The organism is Tateyamaria omphalii (assembly GCF_019802125.1).
GTDB lineage: Bacteria > Pseudomonadota > Alphaproteobacteria > Rhodobacterales > Rhodobacteraceae > Tateyamaria > Tateyamaria omphalii_B.
On sequence record NZ_JAHVHT010000004.1, the window covers coordinates 286,097 to 306,301 of the forward strand.

Genomic DNA, 20,205 nt, shown 5'->3' on the forward strand with positions numbered 1-20,205 from the left:
TCCCGCCGGGCGGTAGATGGTTCTGCGCAGTTTTGACCGGGAGAGAACCATGGCGGCCTATCAATATGTCTACCACATGTCGGGTGTGTCCAAGACCTATCCCGGCGGCAAGAAATGCTTTGAGAACATCCACCTGAACTTCCTGCCCGGCGTGAAGATCGGCGTCGTGGGCGTGAACGGTGCGGGTAAGTCCACGCTGATGAAGATCATGGCGGGCATGGACAAGGATTTCACCGGTGAGGCCTGGGCCGCTGAGGGTGCCAAGGTCGGCTATCTGCCGCAGGAGCCGCAGCTCGACCCGGCGCTCAGCGTGCGCGAGAACGTGATGCTGGGCGTGGCCGAGAAGAAGGCCATTCTGGACCGCTATAATGAGCTCGCCATGAACTACTCCGACGAGACGGCGGATGAGATGGCGGCCTTGCAGGACCAGATCGATGCGGAAAACCTGTGGGATCTGGATTCGCAGATTGACGTGTCGATGGAGGCCCTGCGCTGCCCGCCCGATGACGCAGATGTGACAACCTTGTCCGGGGGCGAGGCGCGCCGCGTCGCGCTGTGCAAGCTGCTGCTAGAAGCGCCTGACATGCTGCTGCTCGACGAGCCGACCAACCACCTCGATGCCGAGACCATCGCGTGGCTGCAACAGCACCTGATCGACTACAAGGGCACGATCCTGATCGTGACCCACGACCGCTATTTCCTCGACGACATCACCGGGTGGATCCTGGAGTTGGATCGGGGCCGCGGCATTCCCTACGAGGGCAACTATTCCGCGTGGCTGGAGCAGAAGGCCAAGCGGCTGGAGCAGGAGGCGCGCGAGGACAAGAGCCGCCAGAAGACGCTGGAGCGCGAACTGGAGTGGATGCGGCAGGGCGCCAAGGCGCGGCAGGCCAAGTCCAAGGCCCGGATCAACGCCTATAACGAGCTGGCAGAGCAGTCCGAGCGCGAAAAGCTGAGCCGCGCGCAGATCGTCATTCCGAACGGGCAGCGGCTGGGGTCCAAGGTGATCGACGTGGCCGGGCTGACCAAGGCGATGGGGGATAAGTTGCTGGTCGAGGGGCTCGACTTTTCCCTGCCCCCCGGCGCGATTGTGGGCGTGATCGGCCCCAACGGCGCGGGCAAGTCGACGCTGTTCAAGATGCTCACCGGGCAGGAAACGCCCGATGCCGGGACCATCGAGTTGGGCGACACGGTGCAGCTGTCCTATGTCGACCAGTCGCGCGACGATCTGGCCGATGGGGACACGGTGTGGGAAGCGATCTCTGGCGGGGCCGAGGTAATCGAGCTGGGCGACGCGCAGGTGAACTCCCGTGCCTATTGCTCGTCCTTCAACTTCAAGGGCGGCGACCAGCAAAAGAAGGTGTCGCTGCTGTCAGGCGGCGAACGCAACCGCGTGCACATGGCGCGGCTGCTGAAAGAGGGCGGCAACGTGCTGCTGCTCGACGAGCCGACCAACGACCTGGACGTGGAGACGCTGCGGGCACTGGAAGACGCTTTGGTGGATTTCGCGGGCTGCGCGGTCGTGATCTCGCACGACCGGTTCTTCCTCGACCGGATTTGCACACATATCCTGGCGTTCGAAGGCGACGCGCATGTGGAATGGTTCGAGGGGAATTTCGAGGACTATGAGGAAGACAAGAAGCGCCGGTTGGGGCCGGATGCCCTTGAACCCAAAAGGCTCAAGCACAAGAAGTTCGTTCGCTAAGCGAACGGATTTCTTGTGCAGGCTTTTGGGTTCAAGGCGTGCGCGAAAGAGTGTTTGCGCAGCAAACGCGCGTAGCGGCACTCGGTTGGGTTTGTTAAACTCACAGTGTGTTTACGGTTGTAATTGACGAATCTGGCGACCCGGGAGTCGTCGGGGTTCAAGCTGATCCAAGTTTTGGACCTTCGCAGTACTTTACGATGTGCGCCACTCTATTTCGCGAAGACAACCGTACCCTTATTGAAGAAGCATATTCCAATTTGCCTTGGAACTCTTCCAAAAGGAAACACGCCAAGCACCTTGGACATTTCGATAAAGTACACGCTTGCAAGATAATTTCCGAGCTACCGGTCGCGATGGTAGGTGTTGTTTCAAACAAGTTAACTCTCGGAAATTACCTGGCCGCAGCCAAACAGACGCCAACACACTTTTACAACAAAGTCACTCATTACCTACTTGAGAGAGTAGGTGCACTACTGGGTGCCTACTCAATACCTAAGGAAAGCGTTCGTATCGTTTTTGAAGCTCGGGAACAGCAATATAGCTCATTACTATTCTACATTGAAAGAATTCAGGATACACCATTGAACCCAAACGCTCGTTTATTGAGAAACATTGATCGATTTTCGATCACAACGATCAAGAAGAGTGACGAACCATGTATGTGGGTTTCAGATATTGGTGCCCACGCAATATTTTGCCTTCTCCGGCGAGATGCTAAAATGCATTGCGTGACTGAAGGGCGTTATTTGCGCGAACTTTCGCCTCGGTTTTTTGCTAAGCGTAATGGATTGATCGCCGACGCCGGATTGAAGCTCATTCAGAGCCTTGACGATGTAACGTCTGACCAGGAAACGAAGAGCCTGATTGCTTTACTTCGGAATCCTCATAAGGAGTATTGCAAGTTGTAAGCCCCCGACCGCGGGTCGGAGGCCGTCTTGCAAACGCTCCAGTGGAGCGTTTGAGGCCGGAGAGGGCTTTAGCCCCGGGGGTGACAACGTCGCCCCCGCCCATGGGGGCGGTCGGGGGCGGCGAAAACGCGGGGCGTTTCCGCATAGCGCACAAAAAAGGCCGCTCAATCAGCGGCCCTTTCGTCGCACAGTTCAGTACATTCAGAGCAAATACGCCCAAACCAGCACCACCGGCAGCCCGAACGCAAACGCGATCATAAACAGCTTCGCCACGTGGCTCACCTTGCCGAACAGCCCGTCACCCAGCGCACCTTCGCCATAGTTCATCGCCGCCGACATCACCACATAGCCGCTCTTCTCCCGTTCCATCTTGGACCGGTTGATCGAGGCCATCGCAGCCTGGTACCGCGCATCCATGCGCTCTTGCTCATCGAGGTTTGGTTGCAGATTTTCCATACGTGTCATGTGGTGCGCACTCCCTTGTTGGGCAAATAGATGGGTCAAAACCCGCGCACGTCCACTTTCTGCGACAAAAAAGGCCAGCCCGTGGGCTGACCTCGCATACGTTCCGCTCAAACATTTGTTATTGAAGGATAAATGTCACCTTGAGGTTGACGCGATACTCGGTGATCTGACCATCACGGACAACTGCCTTCTGGTCCTGCACCCACGCCCCTTCGACATTCTTCAGGGTTTCGCAGGCGCGTTGCACCCCCTGCTGCACCGCGTCCTCGAAACTCGTCTCGGAACTGGCGATAATCTCGGTCACACGTGCGACTGACATGGTCTTCTCCCCTTTGCTGTGCTGGCCCAGTCAGGCTAACGCTGCGGAGAACCCCGAAATTGACAAATCGCATTACACGCGTGGGATCGGCGGAACCGGGCCACCCGTCATGGGCGGCCCGGCCAATCACTTACGACCCGCCAAGCGCTTTGTCCGTGATCTGGTGCGTCCACGCACCCTCGGGCGCTTTGGAGATCACGGGGTCCGAGCCGCCCGACAGCAGCGACGCCACCGTGCGCTCATAGTCCGCGGGCACCAGCGCGCCGTTGGAGCCCGCCGTCAGCTTGGCGACCTCGCCCATCATCCGCTTCTGGTGCTTTTCGGTCTGGGCGCCGGTTTCATCGTATTCCAACACGATCTCGGCTGCTTCGTCCGGGTTCTCCTCGGCGTATTTCCAGCCTTTCATGGAGGCGCGGACGAAGCGGACCATCTTGTCCTCGAACGCCGGGTCGGTGAGGTTTTCTTCGAGCACGTAAAGCCCGTCTTCGAGCGTGGCGACGCCGTTGTCCTCGTATTTGAAGACGGTCAGGTCCTCGGGCGTCAACCCTGCGTCGATGACCTGCCAGTATTCGTTGTAGGTCATGGTGGACACGCAGGCCGCCTGCCCGTTCAGGATCGGATCGACGTTAAAGCCCTGTTTCAGCACCTCGACACCCGCGTCAGAGCCGTCCGTGGGGATCTCAAGCTGGCTCATCCACGACAGGAACGGGAATTCATTGCCGAAGAACCAGACCCCCAGCGTCTTGCCGGGGAAGTCTGCGGTGGTCTCGACCCCCGCATCCTTGCGACATGTCAGCATCATGCCCGAGGATTTGAACGGTTGCGCGATGTTGACCATGGGCAGGCCCTTTTCCCGCGCCGCGAGGGCCGCTGGCATCCATTCCACCGTCACATCGGCACCGCCACCGGCCAGCACCTGCGTGGGCGCGATGTCCGGCCCGCCGGGCTTGATGGTGACGTTCAGGTCTTCCTCACCGTAGAAGCCCTTTTCCAGCGCCACATAGTAGCCCGCGAACTGGGCCTGGGTGACCCATTTCAGCTGCAAGGTGACGTCGTCCGCCGCCCATGCACCCGTCGCGGTCAGCGAGAGCGCTGCCAGAGTTGCTTTGATCTTCATGATACCCTCCGAGGTTGGTTTTGTTATCCGCGTTGTGACGGGTGCCAGAAGGTCACCCGCTTTTCGATCCAGGCCACGATGCCATAGAATGCCGTGCCTGCCAAAGCTGCGACGGCGATTTCAGCCCAGACGAGGTCGATGCTCAAGCTGCCCACGCCGGTCGAGATGCGAAATCCCATGCCGCGCGTGGGCGAGCCGAAATATTCGGCAACGATGGCCCCGATGAGCGCCAGCGTGGTGGCGATCTTGAGCCCGTTGAAGATGAACGGCATGGCCGCAGGCAGGCGCAGGCGGAAGAGCATCTGCCAATAGCTCGCCGCATAGGTCCGCATCAGGTCACGCTGCATGGCGCTGGCCTCGTTCAGCCCCTGCACGGTGTTCACGAGGATGGGGAAGAAGACCATGACCACGACCACCGCCGCTTTGGACTGCCAGTCAAAGCCGAACCAGTTCACCATGATGGGCGCGATGCCGACGATGGGCAGCGCAGCGACGAAGTTGCCGATGGGCAGCAGCCCGCGGGTCAGGAACGCCGACCGGTCAATCGCGATGGCCGCGACAAAGGCGGCAACGGCCCCGATGGCAAAGCCGCGCAGCGCGCCCTTAAGCACGGTCTGCTGGAAGTCGATCCAAAGCACATTGGTCGAAGTTGCAAAGGTCTGCGCGACAGTCGAGGGTGCAGGCAGAATCACCGGCGAAACGCCGAAACCGCGCACCAGCCCCTCCCAGATCACCAGCAGGGTCAGTCCAAAGATGACCGGCACGGCAATGCGCACCGCGCGGCTCTCACCCTGCTGTGCAAGCCAGGCGTTCAACGCCCAGCCCCCCAACCAGGCCACCAGCGCAAGAACCAGCCACATCATGTCGCCATCCCCATGCGCTTCAGCGTCACCCGCTGGATCACATCAAGCAAGGTCACCAGCGCCCCCGCCAGCACCGCCGCAGCAAAGAGCGCCGACCAGATCGCAAGCGGCGTGCCGAATTGGTCCCCGATCAGGATGCGGGCACCAAGGCCGGAGATAGCCCCTGTAGGCAACTCACCGACGATTGTGCCCACCAGCGCTGCAGCGATCCCGACCTTCAGCGACGTAAACAGATAGGGCACCGAGGCGGGCAGACGCAGGCGCAGGAAACTCTGCAAGCCACTGGCATTGTAGGTCCGCAACAGATCGAGTTGCGACGTGTCCGGCGCGCGTAACCCCTTCACCATGCCCACCAGCACCGGGAAGAAACACAGGTAAGCCGAGATAATGGCCTTTGGCACGCCTCGCCCTTCAATCCCCACCTGAGACGACAGCACGATGATCATCGGCGCCAGTGCCACTATAGGAATGGTCTGGCTGATGATGGCCCATGGCATCAGGCTCAGCTGCGCAGTGCGGGAATAGACGATGGCAACAGCGCCGACGATCCCCAGCAGCGTGCCCAGCGCAAAGCCCCATAGCGTCGATTGCAGGGTGATCCAACCGTGATAAATCAGCCCACGCTTCGACCAGGGCCGCCCCTTGGCTACCATCTCTCCCGTTGTCTTCCACAACTCCTGTCCCACCTGCGCAGGTGTGGGCAAGCGCGGCCTTTCAAGGGCATAGCCGAGGCGCACATGTTCGGAATTATCAGCCATCAAACGCCAAACAGACACCTCGCGGCGTGGCACAGATCCTTCGGGCACCACGACCTCTCCTGCACGCTCCGCCTGATCCAGCGCCACCCGCACGTTCATGGGGGCCACGGCGAGATACCAGATGCCAACGATCACGGCCAAAACGGTCAGAACAGGGAGCAGAGATCGCATCAGATGCACACCTCAGCTTCATTGTTCCACAAATATGCAAATGCTCCGTCCGCCACGCAGCGCAATTTCTTGCATATTTTAAGAACAATGAAAGGGTTTTGGTTTGAGTTGGTCCCACGGTACAGGCAGGCATGCCGATGGCCGTGAACGATGAAGATGGGGGTGGCCGCGCCCTTAAACCAGATGCGGTCCGGCTGTGGGCGGCAAGCAATGCTTGCCGTCCCATCCGGTAAAATCGTGCGCTCAGTCATAGGCATGCCCCGCCCGCAGCCCGTCCCGCACGCGGTGCGCGATGTCCAGAAACTCCGGCGTCTCGCGAATATCCAGAGGCCGCTCTCTCGGCAGAGAACTCTCGATCACATCGGTGATCCGCCCGGGTCGAGGCGACATCACCACGATCTTGGTCGACAAGTAGACCGCCTCGGGGATGGAGTGAGTGACGAAGGCAATCGTCTTTTCCGTCCGCGCCCAAAGCTGCAAAAGCTGTTCATTCAGGTGGTCACGCACAATTTCGTCCAGCGCGCCAAATGGTTCATCCATCAGGAGGATATCAGCATCGAAAGCCAACGCCCGTGCAATCGACGCCCGCTGCTGCATCCCGCCGGACAGCTGCCAAGGAAACTTCTTCTCGAAACCTGACAGCTCTACCAGCTCCAGCGTCCGCGCCACCCGTTCGGCGATATCAGCCTTGGAGTATCCCATGATCTCCAACGGCAGCGAGATATTCCGACCAATCGTCCGCCACGGATACAGCCCCGCCGCCTGAAAGACGTAGCCGTAGGCGCGCGCTTTCCTTGCCTCCTCCGGCGTGGTGCCATTCACGGTGATTGTCCCGCCGGTCGGCTGCTCCAGATCCGCCATGCAGCGCAGAAAGGTTGTTTTCCCGCAGCCCGACGGACCGATAAAGGAAACAAAGTCGCCCTTGGAAATGTCCAGCGACACACCCTTGAGCGCGTGGACCGGGCCGTCATTGGTTTGGAAAGTCAAATCCAGCGCGTCGGCCTGGATCACCGGGGCTTTTTCTCGGACCGGACCGTCTAAGGACATCGTCTCAGCCCTTGTCGCCAGTTGGGCGCGCCCTTGGGGTGAATGAGGATCAAATCCGGTTCGTCCGTTTCAATAATCATGTAGTCCAGATCGGATCGGCCCCCGATCCCTTCGCAGGTCAGTGATATCTGCTGCACACCGTCTTCGACCGGTTCGAGGTTGTCGATCTGGCAAACGTTGCTGCCAAACTCGAACCGTTGGCCCTGTACCCAGAATACCGGAACGCCCGCTTTCTCTCCGCTGGCATAAGCCGCGCAGCCATCCACGTTTCCAAAGACATCTTGCGCAGCCACGACACCGGGCACCATCAGCGAGACCGCCAAAGGTCCGAACCAACTTCTCTTTGCGCCCATCAAATCCCCGCCGGAATGTTCAATGGATCGCGCTCGATCATCTTGGGTGCGGTCAGCGCTTTCCACTTCGACAACGCCACAGAGGCAGACGGGAAGGCGGGCCGCGGCACGAACTTGCCCCGGCCGGGCGACGGTTGCGAATTCTGACCCCAAGCCCAGATCACTTCACCCCGGCTCAGCGTGTAACGCGACTGCGCCTTTACCTCGAACCCTTCGAACACGTTGTAGTCCAGCACAGAGTGATGATTGGCGGGCGAAATCGTTTTGGTGATCTTCGGATCCCACACCACGATATCCGCATCGGCCCCTTCCACCAGCGCACCCTTCTTGGGATAGATGTTCAGGATCTTCGCCACGTTGGTGGAGGTACATGCAACGAACTCGTTGGGCGTCAACCGCCCGGTCTCCACCCCCTCGGTCCAGAGCACGGCCAGCCGCTCCTCCAACCCGTTAGAGCCGTTGGGAATGATCCGGAAGTCATCGCGCCCTGCCCGCTTCTGTTCAGTGTTGAACGCCGCATGGTCCGTCGCGACGACCTGCAGCGACCCGGCCTGCAGACCCGCCCACAGCGAGTCCTGATGATCCTTCGACCGGAAGGGCGGCGACATCACCCGCCGCGCCGCATGGTCCCAATCCTTGTTGAAATACTCGCTTTCATCCAGCGTCAGGAACTGGATCAGCGGCTCACCATAGACCCGCATCCCCTTCTGCCGCGCGCGCCGGATCGCTTCATGCGCCTGCTCACAGGACACGTGGACGATATAGAGCGGCACACCGGCAGCGTCGGCAATGGTGATAGCGCGGTTCGCGGCTTCACCCTCGAACTCCGGCGGCCGGGAATAGGCGTGGCCCTCCGGCCCGGTGATCCCCTGATCGAAATACTTCTGCTGCATCTCGGCCACCAGATCGCCGTTCTCGGCATGGACCATGGGCAGCGCGCCCAACTCGGCGCAGCGCTTGAAGGACGCGAACATCTCGTCATCCTCGATCATGAGCGCACCCTTGTAGGCCATGAAGTGCTTGAAAGAGTTCACACCCATGTCGACCGCATCCTTCATCTCGTTGAAGATGCTCTCGTCCCAGCCGGTGATGGCCATGTGATAGCCGACGTCCGAACAGATCTGCGGCGCGGATTTGCGGTGCCACTCGTTGATCGCATTCTTGATCGACCCGTCGGCCCCCGGCAGGCAGAAGTCCACGATCATCGTGGTCCCACCTACAGCCGCCGCCCATGTGCCGGACTCAAAGGTCTCGGCGGCGGTCGTGCCCATAAATGGCATCTCCAGATGCGTGTGGGGGTCGATCCCACCGGGAATGACATAAGCGCCCTCGGCGTCGATATACTCGTCGCCCGACAGATCCTCGCCAATCTGCTTGATGGTCTCGCCTTCGACCAGAACGTCCGCTTTCCAGGTCCGGTCCGCTGTGCAGACCATCCCACCCTTGATCACCTTGGTCATGTCATCTCTCCTCTGTCAGCTGTTTCTTCTGACGAAAAATACGACGGGGTCTGGGGCAGAGCCCCAGTCACACAGATGCAAAACACCCCAACGCCGGCCCATGCACCCCAATGTCCAAGGGCCCGAAATCACTCTCCACGCACAGCGAAAAGTAGCCCGCGCGCGGCAAGTATACCACGCGATAGGCGCCATCGCTGCGCGTCACGGTCCAGCAGCGCTGCGTGATGCCGCCGCTGAAGTTCACCGTGCATTCGAACGGCTGGACCAAGGCATCCTCAAAGGCTTGCACAATGGCGCGTTCGGCTTCGGTGCCACGCGGCGCATCCAGCGCCTCGGCGGCCACCAGATCGGCAATGCGGTCGGCAAGGCTCAGGTCAGGATCGATCACACCTGCCACCCCGCACCGGAATTTTCCAAAAATTCCGGTCCGTTTTCCGTGTCGGAAAACGGCCCCGTCACGCCACGATCTCCGCCGTCTCGACAACCGCGTGCATCAGCACATCCGCCCCTGCAGCGGCCCACTCTTTTGAGATTTCCTCGGCCTCGTTATGGCTCAGCCCGTCCACACAAGGACACATGACCATCGCCGTCGGCGCCACCTGGTTGATCCAGCACGCATCGTGCCCGGCCCCAGAAATGATGTTCTGGTGCGAGTATCCCAACCGCTCTGCCGCTGACCGAACGGCGGTGACACAGTCCTCGTCAAAGGCCACAGGATCAAACCCGCCCACCTTCTCGAATGAAATGGTCAGCCCCATCTCGTCCGCAATCTTCTGACCCTCGGTACGCAGCCGCGCCTCCATATCCTCGATCACGCTCAACTCGGGTGACCGGAAATCAACGGTGAAAACGACCTTGCCCGGGATCACGTTGCGCGAGTTCGGGTACACATCAATATGCCCCGCTGCCCCCACGGCGTGCGGCGCATGAGACCAGGCAATCTCGTCCACTTTCTCAAGCACCCGCGCCATGCCAAGACCCGCATTCTTGCGCATGGGCATAGGGGTCGAGCCGGTGTGACTGTCTTTCCCTTCAATCGTCACCTGCGTCCACGACAGGCCCTGCCCGTGGGTCACAACGCCGATATCCTTGCTTTCGGCCTCCAGGATGGGCCCCTGTTCGATGTGCAATTCAAAGAAAGCGTGCATCTTGCGCGCGCCAACTTCTTCATCGCCGCGCCAGCCGATGCGCTTCAACTCGTCGCCGAATGTCTTGCCCTCTGCATCGACACGGTCATAGGCCCAGTCCTGCGTATGGATGCCCGCAAACACGCCCGAGGACAGCATCGCTGGCGCATAGCGCGTGCCCTCTTCATTGGTGAAGTTCGTCACGACGATAGGATGTTTCGTCTTCACATCCAGATCGTTCAGCGTGCGAATGATCTCCAATCCTCCAAGCACGCCCAGAACGCCGTCGTATTTGCCGCCCGTGGGCTGGGTGTCGAGGTGTGAGCCCACATAGACCGGCAGCGCATCGGGATCGGACCCTGCGCGCATCGCAAACATATTGCCCATCTGGTCCAGACCCATGGTGCAGCCCGCGGCCTCGCACCATTCCTGAAACAGCGCACGGCCCTCGGCATCTTCATCTGTCAGGGTCTGCCGATTGTTGCCGCCCGCCACGCCGGGGCCGATCTTGGCCATCTCCATCAGGCTGTCCCACAGCCGCTCACCGTTGATCCGCAGGTTCTCGCCCGGTGCCGCCATGTGATGTCCCCTTCTGCCGATGGTCGCGCGCTTTTTGACCAATTGGTAAAGCCACGATTGCCAGCCAGCCCTTTTCTGTCAAGAACTGCTTTGAACAGAATTGCCCAAGGGCCACGCATCTGCCTAGACTTGCAGCAGATCACGAGGGAAGTCCGAATGCCTGATGGCGCAGAGAAGAAACCCAGCCGCATCCAGCTGCGCAACCGCAGTCTGATCCTGGATGCAGCGCTCGACGTGTTCTCGGCCTATGGCTACCGCGGCGCGACGCTTGACCAGATTTCCGTCGCCTCGGGCCTGTCGAAGCCCAACATTCTATACTACTTTGCCGGCAAGGAAGACATCCATGTCACCCTGCTCAACCAGTTGATGGAGACGTGGCTTGACCCGCTGGTCGAAATGGATGCCAGCGGCGATCCGCTAGAAGAGCTGCTGGCCTATGTGCAGCGCAAATTGGACATGGCCCGCGAGCTGCCCCGCGAAAGCCGCCTGTTCGCGGGCGAAATCATACAGGGCGCCCCACGGATGCTGCCGCATCTGGAGGCCGACCTCAAACCGCTCTTTGACGAAAAATGCGCCGTGATCCAGGCATGGGTTGATGAGGGCAAGCTGGCGCCCATCGATCCGCGACATCTCATCTTTTCCATCTGGTCGACGACCCAGCATTACGCCGACTTCGCTGTCCAGATCGGGGTGCTTATGCGCACGGATGTGGCCGCCCCCGGCGCCGACGCCTACCTGCGCGATCTGTTCACAAAGCTTTTGATGCCCGCGACACGTTAACGGTTCGTCAACCTTCGTTACTCATTTGCCGGGCCAATTAACGCTCTGTTCAGACTCTTGCCGCACAAACCGTACCGGGTGAGGGCGTGAAGCCTATGAGTGGAATATGAGTATCTTATCAATCTTCGGCGGCGGTGGAGGCAGCCCGCAACCGACACAACAACCATCGAACCAACAGCAGACCGATCAAAGCACGGATGAAACGAGCACGGCTGCCAATGAAAGTCAGGACAGCGGTGCCGCAACCTCTGGCAACGCAGCCCAGACACAGGACACGGCGGCCCCTGCTCCGGCAACCGGAGCGGATCAATCAACCGCGATTGCGGCACCACCGCCAAGCGAGCCGAAAGCCGACGCGGCCCGTGTCGCCACGCTGAGCGAGACCGGAGACAGCACAAGCGCGCAATCCATTGTGGAGGCTGCGATTGCGGAAACACCGGAGCAGATCGAGGCTGACGCGCGTCGCTTTGCAGAAGCGGCCCAACAGCAGCAGCGTCTCGAGATGCTGATCGAAGCGGTGAACACGCCGGTCGAGGCGACATCGCTCGTCGCCCCGGCAGCGAACAACGATGAGGCCGCAGCGGCCGCCAAGGAAGACGGCACGCCGGTCTAGCGTCCTACTCGGCGGCGGTGGCCGCCGGGTTGTTCGGGTGGGTGGTCCAGTTGGCATAGTCCGGCTCGACCACCTTGCCCGTCCGCGGGTCGGTCTGACCCGGTTCCATCGCTTCCATCGTGATGCAGTTTTCGACCGGGCACACGTTGACGCACAGGTTACAGGCCACGCATTCCTCGTCGATCACCTCGAACACACGGGTCTCGGACATCGAAATCGCCTGGTGCGAGGTGTCCTCGCACGCCGCAAAACAGCGCCCACAGGAAATGCACAGGTCCTGATTGATCTTGGCCTTGGCCACGTAGTTCAGGTTCAGATACTGCCAGTCGGTCACATTGGGCACCGCAGCCCCTTTGAAGTCATCGATGCTGGCGTGGCCCTTTTCGTCCATCCAGTCGGACAGACCGCTGATCATCTCCTGCACGACCTTAAACCCGTAGGTCATCGCTGCCGTACAGACCTGCACGTTCCCGCAGCCCAGCGTGATGAACTCTGCCGCATCGCGCCATGTGGTGATGCCGCCGATGCCGGAAATGGGCAGACCGTGGGTTTCAGGGTTGCGCGCAATCTCCGACACCATCGACATGGCGATGGGCTTCACCGCAGGCCCGCAATAGCCCCCGTGCGAGCCCTTTCCGTCAATCGACGGCTCCGGCGACATGGTATCTAGGTTCACCGACGTGATCGAATTGATCGTGTTGATCAGGCTGACAGCATCCGCCCCACCCGCCTTGGCCGCAGCCGCAGGCTTACGAATGTCGGTGATGTTCGGCGTCAGCTTCACGATGACCGGCTTCGAATAGTAATGCTTGCACCAGCGCGTCACCATTTCGATATATTCCGGCACCTGCCCCACGGCGGACCCCATGCCGCGCTCGCTCATCCCGTGCGGACAGCCGAAATTCAGCTCGATCCCGTCGGCACCTGTGTCCTCGACCAGCGGCAGGATGGCTTTCCACGCCTCTTCCTCACACGGCACCATGATCGACACGATGACGGCGCGGTCCGGGTAGTCAGCCTTGACCCGCTTGATCTCTTCCAGGTTGGTATAAAGGTCGCGGTCCGTGATCAATTCGATGTTGTTCAGGCCCAACAGCCGCCGATCCGCACCGTAGATCGCGCCGTAACGCGGCCCGTTCACGTTGACGACGGGCGGCCCTTCGGACCCCAGGGTTTTCCAGACCACACCGCCCCACCCGGCCTCAAAGGCACGGCGGACATTGTATTCCTTGTCCGTGGGCGGGGCTGACGCCAGCCAGAACGGGTTGGGGGATTTGATCCCGACGAAGTCACTTTGCAGGTTTGCCATCGTTCTCTCCCTCCGCTCAGCCCATCAGGCTTGCGTGAATATCCATGGCCGCATCCCGGCCCTCGGCCACGGCCGTCACGGTCAGGTCGTCACCGCCAGCAGCGCAGTCGCCCCCAGCCCAGACACCGTCCATAGAAGTGCGTCCGGCACCCGTGACCGCGATCTTGCCACCATCCAGATCAGGCAACGCATCGCCGTCCAGCGTCTGGCCAATGGCACGCAGCACCTGATCCGCAGGAATGCGCACCGTCTCGCCCGTGCCGGTCATATCGTCGTTCACATATTCGAACTCAATCTCGCGCACGGCGCCATTGCCATGCAGAGCACGCGGCACAACATGGGTCATGATCCGCACACCCTTCGAAGCGGCGAGGTCCTGTTCGAACACACTCGCATTCATGCGATCACGGCCCCTGCGATAGGCCAGTGTGACGTTCAGCGCACCCAGAAGCTTGGACTGCACCGCAGCATCCACGGCTGTCATGCCTCCGCCAATCACAACCACATCGCGTCCCACGGGCAAGGCACCCATATCCGAGGCCTGCCGCAAGTCAGCGATGAAATCGACGGCATTCAAAACGCCGTCCTTGTCACCACCCTCGACCGCCAGTGCGTTCACACCACCCAGGCCCATGCCTAGGAACACCGCGTCAAAGTCGCCTTTCAACTGCTCCAGTGTCATGTCCAGACCCAGCGCCTTGCCATGCTCGAGCGTGATGCCACCGATCTTCAGCAGCCAATCCACCTCGGCCTGCGCAAAGTTCTCGGGCGTCTTGTAGGCGGCAATGCCATACTCGTTCAGCCCACCCGGCTTGGGCCGCGCGTCATAGACTGTCACGTCATGGCCCAGCATCGCCAAGCGATGCGCGCAGGACAAGCCCGCAGGACCCGCGCCCACCACGGCCACACTCTTGCCCGTCGCATCGGCGCGGGAGAACGGATGAATACCCTGCTCTTGCAGATGATCCGTGGCATAGCGCTGAAGCTGCCCGATCTTGACCGGCTTGCCCTCGGCCAACTCGCGCACACAGGCCTCTTCGCACAGCGTCTCGGTCGGGCACACACGGGCGCACATGCCGCCCATGATGTTCTGTGTCAGGATGGTTTTAGCCGCTGCATCCGGTGTCCCGGTCGCGATCTGACGAATGAAGAGCGGGATGTCGATTTCGGTCGGACAGGCCGTGACGCAGGGCGCGTCGTGGCAAAAATAGCACCGATCCGCCGCAACAAGCGCTTCATGCGGATCGAACGCAGGGTGCAGGTCAGAAAAATTTTCAGCATAGGCACCGTCGTCCAGGCGACCCGCCTCAACACCCGGTGAGAAAGGAGATGGCTTCATGGCTACCCCGTGTGCAAGATTTGTTCACCTGAAACGCTCTCACAGGTCAAAAATTTTATCAACTGGTAAAAAAGATGGGCCTGCAACGATTTCGAGGGTCTGCACAAAGAAGCAGCACTTCGCCGGAACCGGCCAATGCGGCCGCAAGCCCTTGCAATGCTGCCAAACGGTGCCATATCTCGCGGTGCTACATCATCTATCGACCTACTGCTCCTTTCGGCTCAGTCACTCGATCTATTGACGACGCCAAGGTTGCCGCATGTTGCGGGCAACACCCAAAGGAGTAACGACGATGGCCAACGGCACCGTCAAATGGTTCAACACCACCAAAGGCTACGGCTTTATCGCACCCGAAGATGGTGGCAAAGACATCTTTGTCCACATCTCTGCTGTTGAGCGGTCCGGCCTCACAGGCCTGGCCGACAACCAGAAGGTCACATTCGACCTGGAATCCGGCCGCGACGGCCGCGAAAGCGCGGTGAACATCGCGCTGGCCTAAGCCATACGCGAGACACAGGTTTGAGGGCGGTGCACTTCGCGGTGCACCGCCTTTTCTTTTTGCGATCGTCGGAGCCTCCGGCGGGGATTTTTTGAAACAGGGAAGACGGGACCCGAAGCGCTTGGCGGTCAGTCAACCAACCTGGCTTCTACTCTCGTAGTGCGTTGGGAACTAGCGTAGCGCTTCAATAGATAATGGCGTCGCGCAGCGGCCTTTGGATCACGGCCCTTTCCAGTCCACGCCAGTTGCCTCTTCGATCTTCAGCCGACCAACGGGCCACGGCTGCATCAAGGCCTTCACCGCGTCGATTTCGGTGCCCATCCAGGTATCCAGATCAGCGCGCTCAAGCAAAACGCCCATCCGGTGATGTATCGGTGCCACGTCCGCATTCGGCTCACAAGTGACAGCAGCAACCTGTGGCACCTGCAAACCACCCGGCGCCGTCCAGACATCGGTCACCGCAGCGAAGTAGAGAAAGCCACCGCCTTTCGGCGCGATCCGCCAGGCCGTTTTCTTGCGTTTCTCGCCGGTCCACTCGTACCAGCCATTGACCGGAATGACCGCGCGGCCAACGCCCTTGAACGCAGGTTTCTCGAACAGTGTCTCGGACCGCGCGTTAATGATGTTCTGCATCACCGGTCGACCCCGCGCGTTCACGCGACCAACAGGCACGATGCCCCAGCGCATTCGCGTCAGGGCGCCATCAAAAACGATGATCTCCTGGCTGGGCGAGATGTTCTGGCGGGCGGGTTCGTTGTCGACGACCCCTGCCGGGACATCCAGCGCCGCAGTCAGGTCCGATATCGGATCAGTGAGAAAGAACCGCCCCGGCATATCACTCGACCCTGCCAATCAAGGCTTCGACACTCGGACCCAGCCCACCGACAATCCGCGCCACACCCTCGGCATTGGGGTGGATGCCATCCGGCTGCATGAAGCTGCGCACCTCTGCCGGGTCTGTGTCAGGCCCACCAAGCCCGGCAAAGAAGCTGTCGAGGTAAAGCGTGCCGTAAGCCTCGGCAATCTCCGGGTACATCGCATCAAAGGCCTGTTTGTAGTCGGGCCCATAATTCCCCGGCGCCTGCATCCCGACGACCAACACCTCCACCCCGGCATCCGAAGCGGCCTGCACGATCCCCTCAAGATTGGCCCGGCTCACTTCCGGCGCGATCCCGCGAAGCAGATCGTTGCCACCCAGCGTGACAATCATCGCATCCACTTCTGGCGTCAGGGTCCATCCCACACGGCTCAACCCGCCCTGGGTCGTATCGCCGGACACCCCTGCGTTCACCACGTCAACATCATGCCCGGCTTCTTCCAGCCACGCCTCAAGCTGCGGCACGAACCCCTGCTCGACGGGCAGCCCATAGCCTTGCGTCAGACTGTCACCCAGCGCCGCAATCGTCACCGGCTCCGCCCCGGCCATCCCGGCACACAGACTGATGACAATTGCACCTGTTACCTTGCCCATCCTGATCCGATCTCCATATGACGGCGTACACGACAATAAAGGCCGCTTGTGATGTCCGATCCAGTCCTGTCCCTGAAAAATGCAGCGCTCAGCCTCGATGGCAATGCCGGGCGGGTCGATATCCTGCATGGAATCACGCTGGATGTGGGCAAGGGGGAAACGGTCGGGCTGGTGGGTCCGTCAGGGTCCGGCAAGTCCTCGCTGCTGATGATCATGGGCGGGCTTGAGCGGGCCACGAGCGGCACGGTCACCGCGCTCGGTCAGGACCTGACCGCCATGAACGAGGATGCACTGGCCCGCTTCCGCCGCGGACATATGGGCGTGGTGTTCCAAAGCTTTCACCTCATCCCCACCATGACCGCACTTGAAAATGTCGCAACCCCGCTGGAACTGGCAGGCGTACGCGACGCCTTTGACCGGGCGGAGGCCGAACTTCAGGCCGTGGGCCTTGCCCATCGCAGCGGGCACTACCCAAGCCAGATGTCGGGCGGTGAACAACAACGCGTGGCACTGGCCCGTGCACTGGTCACCCGGCCCGAGATCCTGTTGGCGGATGAGCCCACCGGCAACCTCGACGGTGCAAACGGTCAGGCCATCATGGACCTGCTCTTTGCCCTGCGCGACCGGCACGGGGCCACGCTGGTGCTGGTCACCCACGCGCCTGACTTGGCCGCGCGCTGCGACCGGGTGATCCGTCTGGCCGATGGCCGGATCGAAACGCCCGCGCGGGCCGCCGCCGAATGAGCCTTGCCACCTCCGCCCGCTTTGCGCGACGCGAGCTGCGCGGGGGTCTGCGCGGCTTCCGCATCTTCCTCGCCTGCCTCGCCCTCGGCGTGGCCGCTATCGCAGCCGTGGGCTCAGTCCGGTCCGCAATAGAAGCGGGGCTGGAACGCGAAGGCGCGGCCCTGCTCGGTGGCGATGCAGAACTGGACTTCACCTACCGCTTTGCCACCGACGATGAACGCGCGTGGATGGAAGAGGTCGCGACAGACGTGTCGGAAATTGCCGATTTCCGCTCCATGGCCGTCGTCGAACGCGCTGGCGAAACAGAACGCGGTCTGACCCAGATCAAGGCGGTCGATGGCGCCTATCCCCTGATTGGCGCGGTCGAACTGGACCCGGCAATGCCGCTGGCCGAGGCGCTCGCGGGTCAAGACAACCTTCCCGGTGCCGTGATGGAACGCGCGCTGATCGACAGGCTGGGGCTGAGCACAGGCGATACGTTCCGCCTTGGCACGCAGGACTTTGTGCTGATGGCGACGCTCACCCGGGAACCGGACAGTGCTGCGGGTGGCTTTGGCCTCGGTCCACGCACAATCGTATTGCGCACGGCGCTGGAGAACGCGCAGCTGCTCGCCCCCGGCACACTGTTCAATTCAAAATATCGGCTGGACCTTCCGGATGGCACCGACCTCGAAACACTCGAAAACGCCGCACGCGACCAGTTCGAGGCCACGGGGATGCGCTGGACAGATGCGCGCAATGGCGCACCCGGCGTCTCTGAGTTCGTGGATCGGCTTGGCGCATTCTTTGTGCTGGTTGGCTTGTCCGGATTAGCCGTCGGCGGCGTCGGCGTGTCGGCGGCAGTGCGCGCCTATCTGGCAGGCAAAACATCCGTGATCGCCACACTGCGCACGCTCGGGGCCGAACGTCGCACGATCTTTCAAACCTACTTCATCCAGATCGGCGTGCTGTCCCTGCTGGGCATCGCCATGGGCCTTGTGCTCGGGGCGCTCGTCCCTTTGCTCCTCGCCCCCATCATCGAGGCACGCCTGCCGATCCCCGCCAGCTTCACCATATTCCCCGCCCCGCTTTTCGAGGCCGCAATCTACGGCCTCCTAACCGCCTTTGTCTTCACCCTCTGGCCACTCGCACGGGCCGAAGACGTCCGCGCCGCCACTCTGTTCCGCGACGCCCTCGACAAGGCGCGGTTATTGCCACGGGCAGGCTACCTGTTCTGGATCGGCCTTGGCCTAGCCGCACTCATCAGCCTCGCGGGCCTGTTCTCAGGCACATGGTGGCTGACGCTCTGGACCTCGGGCGGCATCGCCTTTGCCCTCGGCCTTCTGGCACTCGCCGCCGTGCTCATCCGTTGGCTATCAAAACGCGCCGCCCCACAGGCCAAGGGTCGACCGGCCTTGCGATGGGCGCTCGGCGCAATCTCCGGCACGCGCGAAGGGGCGGCATCGGTGGTTTTGTCCCTTGGCCTCGGTCTGTCAGTCCTCGCCGCCGTGGGCCAGATCGACGGCAACCTGCGCAACGCGATCACCGGCAACCTGCCCGAGATTGCGCCCAGCTACTTCTTCGTCGACATCCAACGCGACCAGATGCCCGGCTACACCGAACGGCTGGAAAACGACCCCGCCGTCAGCCGCATCGACAGCGCGCCCATGCTGCGCGGCATCATCACCCAGATCAACGGGCAGCGCGCTGCCGACGTCGCAGGCGACCACTGGGTTCTGTCCGGCGACCGCGGCATCACCTATTCCGACACGCCCACCGAAAACACACGCATCACCGCCGGTGAATGGTGGCCCGAGGACTACACGGGCGAACCGCAGATCAGTTTTGCTGCCGAAGAGGCCGAAGAAATGGGCCTGTCCCTTGGCGACAGCATGACCATCAACATCCTGGGCCGCGACATCACCGGCACGATCGCATCGTTCCGCGAGGTCGACTTTTCCACTGCAGGCATCGGTTTCATCCTGTCCATGAACCCCGCGGCCCTGCAGGGCGCGCCGCACACCTTCATCTCGACGGTCTACGCCGAGGACGGGGCCGAAACCCAGATCCTGCGAGACATCGCCAACGCCTATCCCAACGTGACCGCCATCCGCGTCCGCGACGCAATCGACCGGGTGAGCGAGGTGCTGTCCGGCCTTGCCGCCGCAACATCTTACGGCGCAGGCGCCACATTGCTTACCGGCTTCCTCGTCCTGATCGGCGCGGCAGCGGCAGGCACGCAAGCCCGCACATACGAGGCAGCGGTGCTGAAAACCCTCGGCGCCACGCGCCAGCGCATCCTGATCAGCTTCGCCACCCGCGCCGCCCTACTTGGCCTCGGCGCAGGCGCGGTGGCCCTCGCCGCAGGGATCGCAGGCGGCTGGGCGGTCAGCCACTACATCATGGACACCGACTTCACCGTCATCTGGCCCTCCGCCCTCGCCATCGTCATCGGTGGCGTGACAGCCACACTGCTGGCAGGGCTCGCCTTTGCCTGGGGGCCACTCGCCGCACGTCCGGCCCAGGTGCTCAGGGGGCGCGAATAAGGCACGTTGCGGCGGTGCAGCAAGACATGGCACACCAACGACGATCCATGGAA

The 20,205-nt window shown here is 61.4% G+C and carries 21 protein-coding genes; 7 read left to right on the forward strand and 14 right to left on the reverse strand.

Annotation, left to right across the window (positions count from 1 at the left end):
- Positions 1–49 precede the first annotated feature (49 nt).
- Positions 50–1,705, forward strand: coding sequence for an energy-dependent translational throttle protein EttA (ettA, locus tag KUV51_RS17400; RefSeq protein ID WP_222522711.1), 1,656 nt, complete (start codon positions 50–52; stop codon positions 1,703–1,705).
- Positions 1,706–1,812: 107 nt separating this feature from the next.
- Entirely contained in the window at positions 1,813–2,613 is an 801-nt protein-coding gene (locus KUV51_RS17405) for a DUF3800 domain-containing protein (protein WP_222522712.1), read from the forward strand.
- Between the two features lie 201 nt (positions 2,614–2,814).
- Here the strand turns inward: KUV51_RS17405 and KUV51_RS17410 are convergent, their stop codons facing one another.
- The 10 genes from KUV51_RS17410 to KUV51_RS17455 all read right to left on the reverse strand — a co-directional run bounded on the left by KUV51_RS17410 (position 2,815) and on the right by KUV51_RS17455 (position 10,872).
- Positions 2,815–3,078, reverse strand: a complete 264-nt coding sequence (locus KUV51_RS17410) for a hypothetical protein (protein ID WP_222522713.1) — start codon at positions 3,076–3,078, stop codon at positions 2,815–2,817.
- Positions 3,079–3,196: 118 nt separating this feature from the next.
- Positions 3,197–3,397, reverse strand: a complete 201-nt coding sequence (locus KUV51_RS17415; protein WP_222522714.1) for a dodecin family protein — start codon at positions 3,395–3,397, stop codon at positions 3,197–3,199.
- A gap of 130 nt (positions 3,398–3,527) precedes the next feature.
- Positions 3,528–4,514 (reverse strand): ABC transporter substrate-binding protein, encoded by a 987-nt coding sequence (locus KUV51_RS17420; protein ID WP_222522715.1) that lies wholly within the window; start codon positions 4,512–4,514, stop codon positions 3,528–3,530.
- 23 nt (positions 4,515–4,537) lie between these two features.
- Complete coding sequence (locus KUV51_RS17425; protein WP_222522716.1) at positions 4,538–5,377, reverse strand: ABC transporter permease; 840 nt, start codon at positions 5,375–5,377, stop codon at positions 4,538–4,540.
- On the reverse strand, positions 5,374–6,306 hold the full coding sequence (locus KUV51_RS17430) for an ABC transporter permease (protein WP_222522717.1): 933 nt from the start codon (positions 6,304–6,306) through the stop codon (positions 5,374–5,376). The genes KUV51_RS17425 and KUV51_RS17430 overlap by 4 nt, the downstream gene beginning before the upstream one ends.
- A 243-nt stretch (positions 6,307–6,549) precedes the next feature.
- Complete coding sequence (locus KUV51_RS17435; RefSeq protein ID WP_222522718.1) at positions 6,550–7,353, reverse strand: ABC transporter ATP-binding protein; 804 nt, start codon at positions 7,351–7,353, stop codon at positions 6,550–6,552.
- Positions 7,344–7,706 (reverse strand): hypothetical protein, encoded by a 363-nt coding sequence (locus KUV51_RS17440; RefSeq protein ID WP_222522719.1) that lies wholly within the window; start codon positions 7,704–7,706, stop codon positions 7,344–7,346. Before KUV51_RS17440 ends, KUV51_RS17435 begins: the two co-directional genes overlap by 10 nt.
- Positions 7,706–9,166 carry a dihydropyrimidinase gene (gene hydA, locus KUV51_RS17445; RefSeq protein WP_222522720.1) on the reverse strand — a complete coding sequence of 487 codons (1,461 nt, stop codon included), beginning with the start codon at positions 9,164–9,166 and terminating at the stop codon, positions 7,706–7,708. Before hydA ends, KUV51_RS17440 begins: the two co-directional genes overlap by 1 nt.
- Before the next feature lie 67 nt (positions 9,167–9,233).
- Positions 9,234–9,554: a hypothetical protein gene (locus KUV51_RS17450; protein WP_222522721.1), complete on the reverse strand. Its 321-nt coding sequence runs from the start codon at positions 9,552–9,554 to the stop codon at positions 9,234–9,236.
- A 67-nt stretch (positions 9,555–9,621) separates the two neighbouring features.
- A complete protein-coding gene (locus tag KUV51_RS17455; protein ID WP_222522722.1) occupies positions 9,622–10,872 on the reverse strand; it encodes a Zn-dependent hydrolase in 1,251 nt (416 codons plus the stop codon).
- A 156-nt stretch (positions 10,873–11,028) separates the two neighbouring features.
- Here KUV51_RS17455 and KUV51_RS17460 point away from each other — a divergent pair, with 156 nt between their 5' ends.
- Together KUV51_RS17460 and KUV51_RS17465 are read left to right on the forward strand one after the other, a co-directional pair.
- Positions 11,029–11,652: a TetR family transcriptional regulator C-terminal domain-containing protein gene (locus tag KUV51_RS17460; protein ID WP_222522723.1), complete on the forward strand. Its 624-nt coding sequence runs from the start codon at positions 11,029–11,031 to the stop codon at positions 11,650–11,652.
- Positions 11,653–11,758: 106 nt separating this feature from the next.
- Positions 11,759–12,265, forward strand: coding sequence for a hypothetical protein (locus KUV51_RS17465; RefSeq protein ID WP_222522724.1), 507 nt, complete (start codon positions 11,759–11,761; stop codon positions 12,263–12,265).
- Between the two features lie 4 nt (positions 12,266–12,269).
- On the opposite strand, the gene preA is transcribed toward KUV51_RS17465, so the two are convergent.
- Together preA and KUV51_RS17475 are read right to left on the reverse strand one after the other, a co-directional pair.
- Positions 12,270–13,574 (reverse strand): NAD-dependent dihydropyrimidine dehydrogenase subunit PreA, encoded by a 1,305-nt coding sequence (preA, locus tag KUV51_RS17470; protein WP_222522725.1) that lies wholly within the window; start codon positions 13,572–13,574, stop codon positions 12,270–12,272.
- Between the two features lie 16 nt (positions 13,575–13,590).
- Entirely contained in the window at positions 13,591–14,913 is a 1,323-nt protein-coding gene (locus KUV51_RS17475) for an NAD(P)-dependent oxidoreductase (RefSeq protein ID WP_222522726.1), read from the reverse strand.
- A gap of 292 nt (positions 14,914–15,205) precedes the next feature.
- On the opposite strand from KUV51_RS17475, the gene KUV51_RS17480 reads away from it, so the two are divergent.
- Positions 15,206–15,412 carry a cold-shock protein gene (locus tag KUV51_RS17480; RefSeq protein WP_189367848.1) on the forward strand — a complete coding sequence of 69 codons (207 nt, stop codon included), beginning with the start codon at positions 15,206–15,208 and terminating at the stop codon, positions 15,410–15,412.
- Between the two features lie 219 nt (positions 15,413–15,631).
- Here KUV51_RS17480 and KUV51_RS17485 read toward each other — a convergent pair whose 3' ends face one another.
- Entirely contained in the window at positions 15,632–16,246 is a 615-nt protein-coding gene (locus tag KUV51_RS17485) for an SOS response-associated peptidase (RefSeq protein ID WP_222522727.1), read from the reverse strand.
- Position 16,247: 1 nt separating this feature from the next.
- Positions 16,248–16,883 (reverse strand): arylesterase, encoded by a 636-nt coding sequence (locus KUV51_RS17490; protein WP_222522728.1) that lies wholly within the window; start codon positions 16,881–16,883, stop codon positions 16,248–16,250.
- Positions 16,884–16,934: 51 nt separating this feature from the next.
- Between KUV51_RS17490 and KUV51_RS17495 the strand changes: the two genes are divergently transcribed.
- Together KUV51_RS17495 and KUV51_RS17500 are read left to right on the forward strand one after the other, a co-directional pair.
- Positions 16,935–17,627 carry an ABC transporter ATP-binding protein gene (locus KUV51_RS17495; RefSeq protein ID WP_222522729.1) on the forward strand — a complete coding sequence of 231 codons (693 nt, stop codon included), beginning with the start codon at positions 16,935–16,937 and terminating at the stop codon, positions 17,625–17,627.
- Positions 17,624–20,152: an ABC transporter permease gene (locus KUV51_RS17500; protein ID WP_222522730.1), complete on the forward strand. Its 2,529-nt coding sequence runs from the start codon at positions 17,624–17,626 to the stop codon at positions 20,150–20,152. Before KUV51_RS17495 ends, KUV51_RS17500 begins: the two co-directional genes overlap by 4 nt.
- Positions 20,153–20,205: the final 53 nt, after the last annotated feature.

Bases quoted from the DNA above. Each gene is read 5' to 3' on its own strand.
- ettA (WP_222522711.1), top strand. From the start codon at position 50: ATGGCGGCCTATCAATATGTCTACCACATGTCGGGTGTGTCCAAGACC.
- KUV51_RS17410 (WP_222522713.1), bottom strand. From the start codon at position 3,078: ATGACACGTATGGAAAATCTGCAACCAAACCTCGATGAGCAAGAGCGC.
- KUV51_RS17415 (WP_222522714.1), bottom strand. From the start codon at position 3,397: ATGTCAGTCGCACGTGTGACCGAGATTATCGCCAGTTCCGAGACGAGT.
- KUV51_RS17420 (WP_222522715.1), bottom strand. From the start codon at position 4,514: ATGAAGATCAAAGCAACTCTGGCAGCGCTCTCGCTGACCGCGACGGGT.
- KUV51_RS17425 (WP_222522716.1), bottom strand. From the start codon at position 5,377: ATGATGTGGCTGGTTCTTGCGCTGGTGGCCTGGTTGGGGGGCTGGGCG.
- KUV51_RS17430 (WP_222522717.1), bottom strand. From the start codon at position 6,306: ATGCGATCTCTGCTCCCTGTTCTGACCGTTTTGGCCGTGATCGTTGGC.
- KUV51_RS17435 (WP_222522718.1), bottom strand. From the start codon at position 7,353: ATGTCCTTAGACGGTCCGGTCCGAGAAAAAGCCCCGGTGATCCAGGCC.
- KUV51_RS17440 (WP_222522719.1), bottom strand. From the start codon at position 7,706: ATGGGCGCAAAGAGAAGTTGGTTCGGACCTTTGGCGGTCTCGCTGATG.
- hydA (WP_222522720.1), bottom strand. From the start codon at position 9,166: ATGACCAAGGTGATCAAGGGTGGGATGGTCTGCACAGCGGACCGGACC.
- KUV51_RS17455 (WP_222522722.1), bottom strand. From the start codon at position 10,872: ATGGCGGCACCGGGCGAGAACCTGCGGATCAACGGTGAGCGGCTGTGG.
- KUV51_RS17460 (WP_222522723.1), top strand. From the start codon at position 11,029: ATGCCTGATGGCGCAGAGAAGAAACCCAGCCGCATCCAGCTGCGCAAC.
- KUV51_RS17465 (WP_222522724.1), top strand. From the start codon at position 11,759: ATGAGTATCTTATCAATCTTCGGCGGCGGTGGAGGCAGCCCGCAACCG.
- preA (WP_222522725.1), bottom strand. From the start codon at position 13,574: ATGGCAAACCTGCAAAGTGACTTCGTCGGGATCAAATCCCCCAACCCG.
- KUV51_RS17475 (WP_222522726.1), bottom strand. From the start codon at position 14,913: ATGAAGCCATCTCCTTTCTCACCGGGTGTTGAGGCGGGTCGCCTGGAC.
- KUV51_RS17480 (WP_189367848.1), top strand. From the start codon at position 15,206: ATGGCCAACGGCACCGTCAAATGGTTCAACACCACCAAAGGCTACGGC.
- KUV51_RS17485 (WP_222522727.1), bottom strand. From the start codon at position 16,246: ATGCCGGGGCGGTTCTTTCTCACTGATCCGATATCGGACCTGACTGCG.
- KUV51_RS17490 (WP_222522728.1), bottom strand. From the start codon at position 16,883: ATGGGCAAGGTAACAGGTGCAATTGTCATCAGTCTGTGTGCCGGGATG.
- KUV51_RS17495 (WP_222522729.1), top strand. From the start codon at position 16,935: ATGTCCGATCCAGTCCTGTCCCTGAAAAATGCAGCGCTCAGCCTCGAT.
- KUV51_RS17500 (WP_222522730.1), top strand. From the start codon at position 17,624: ATGAGCCTTGCCACCTCCGCCCGCTTTGCGCGACGCGAGCTGCGCGGG.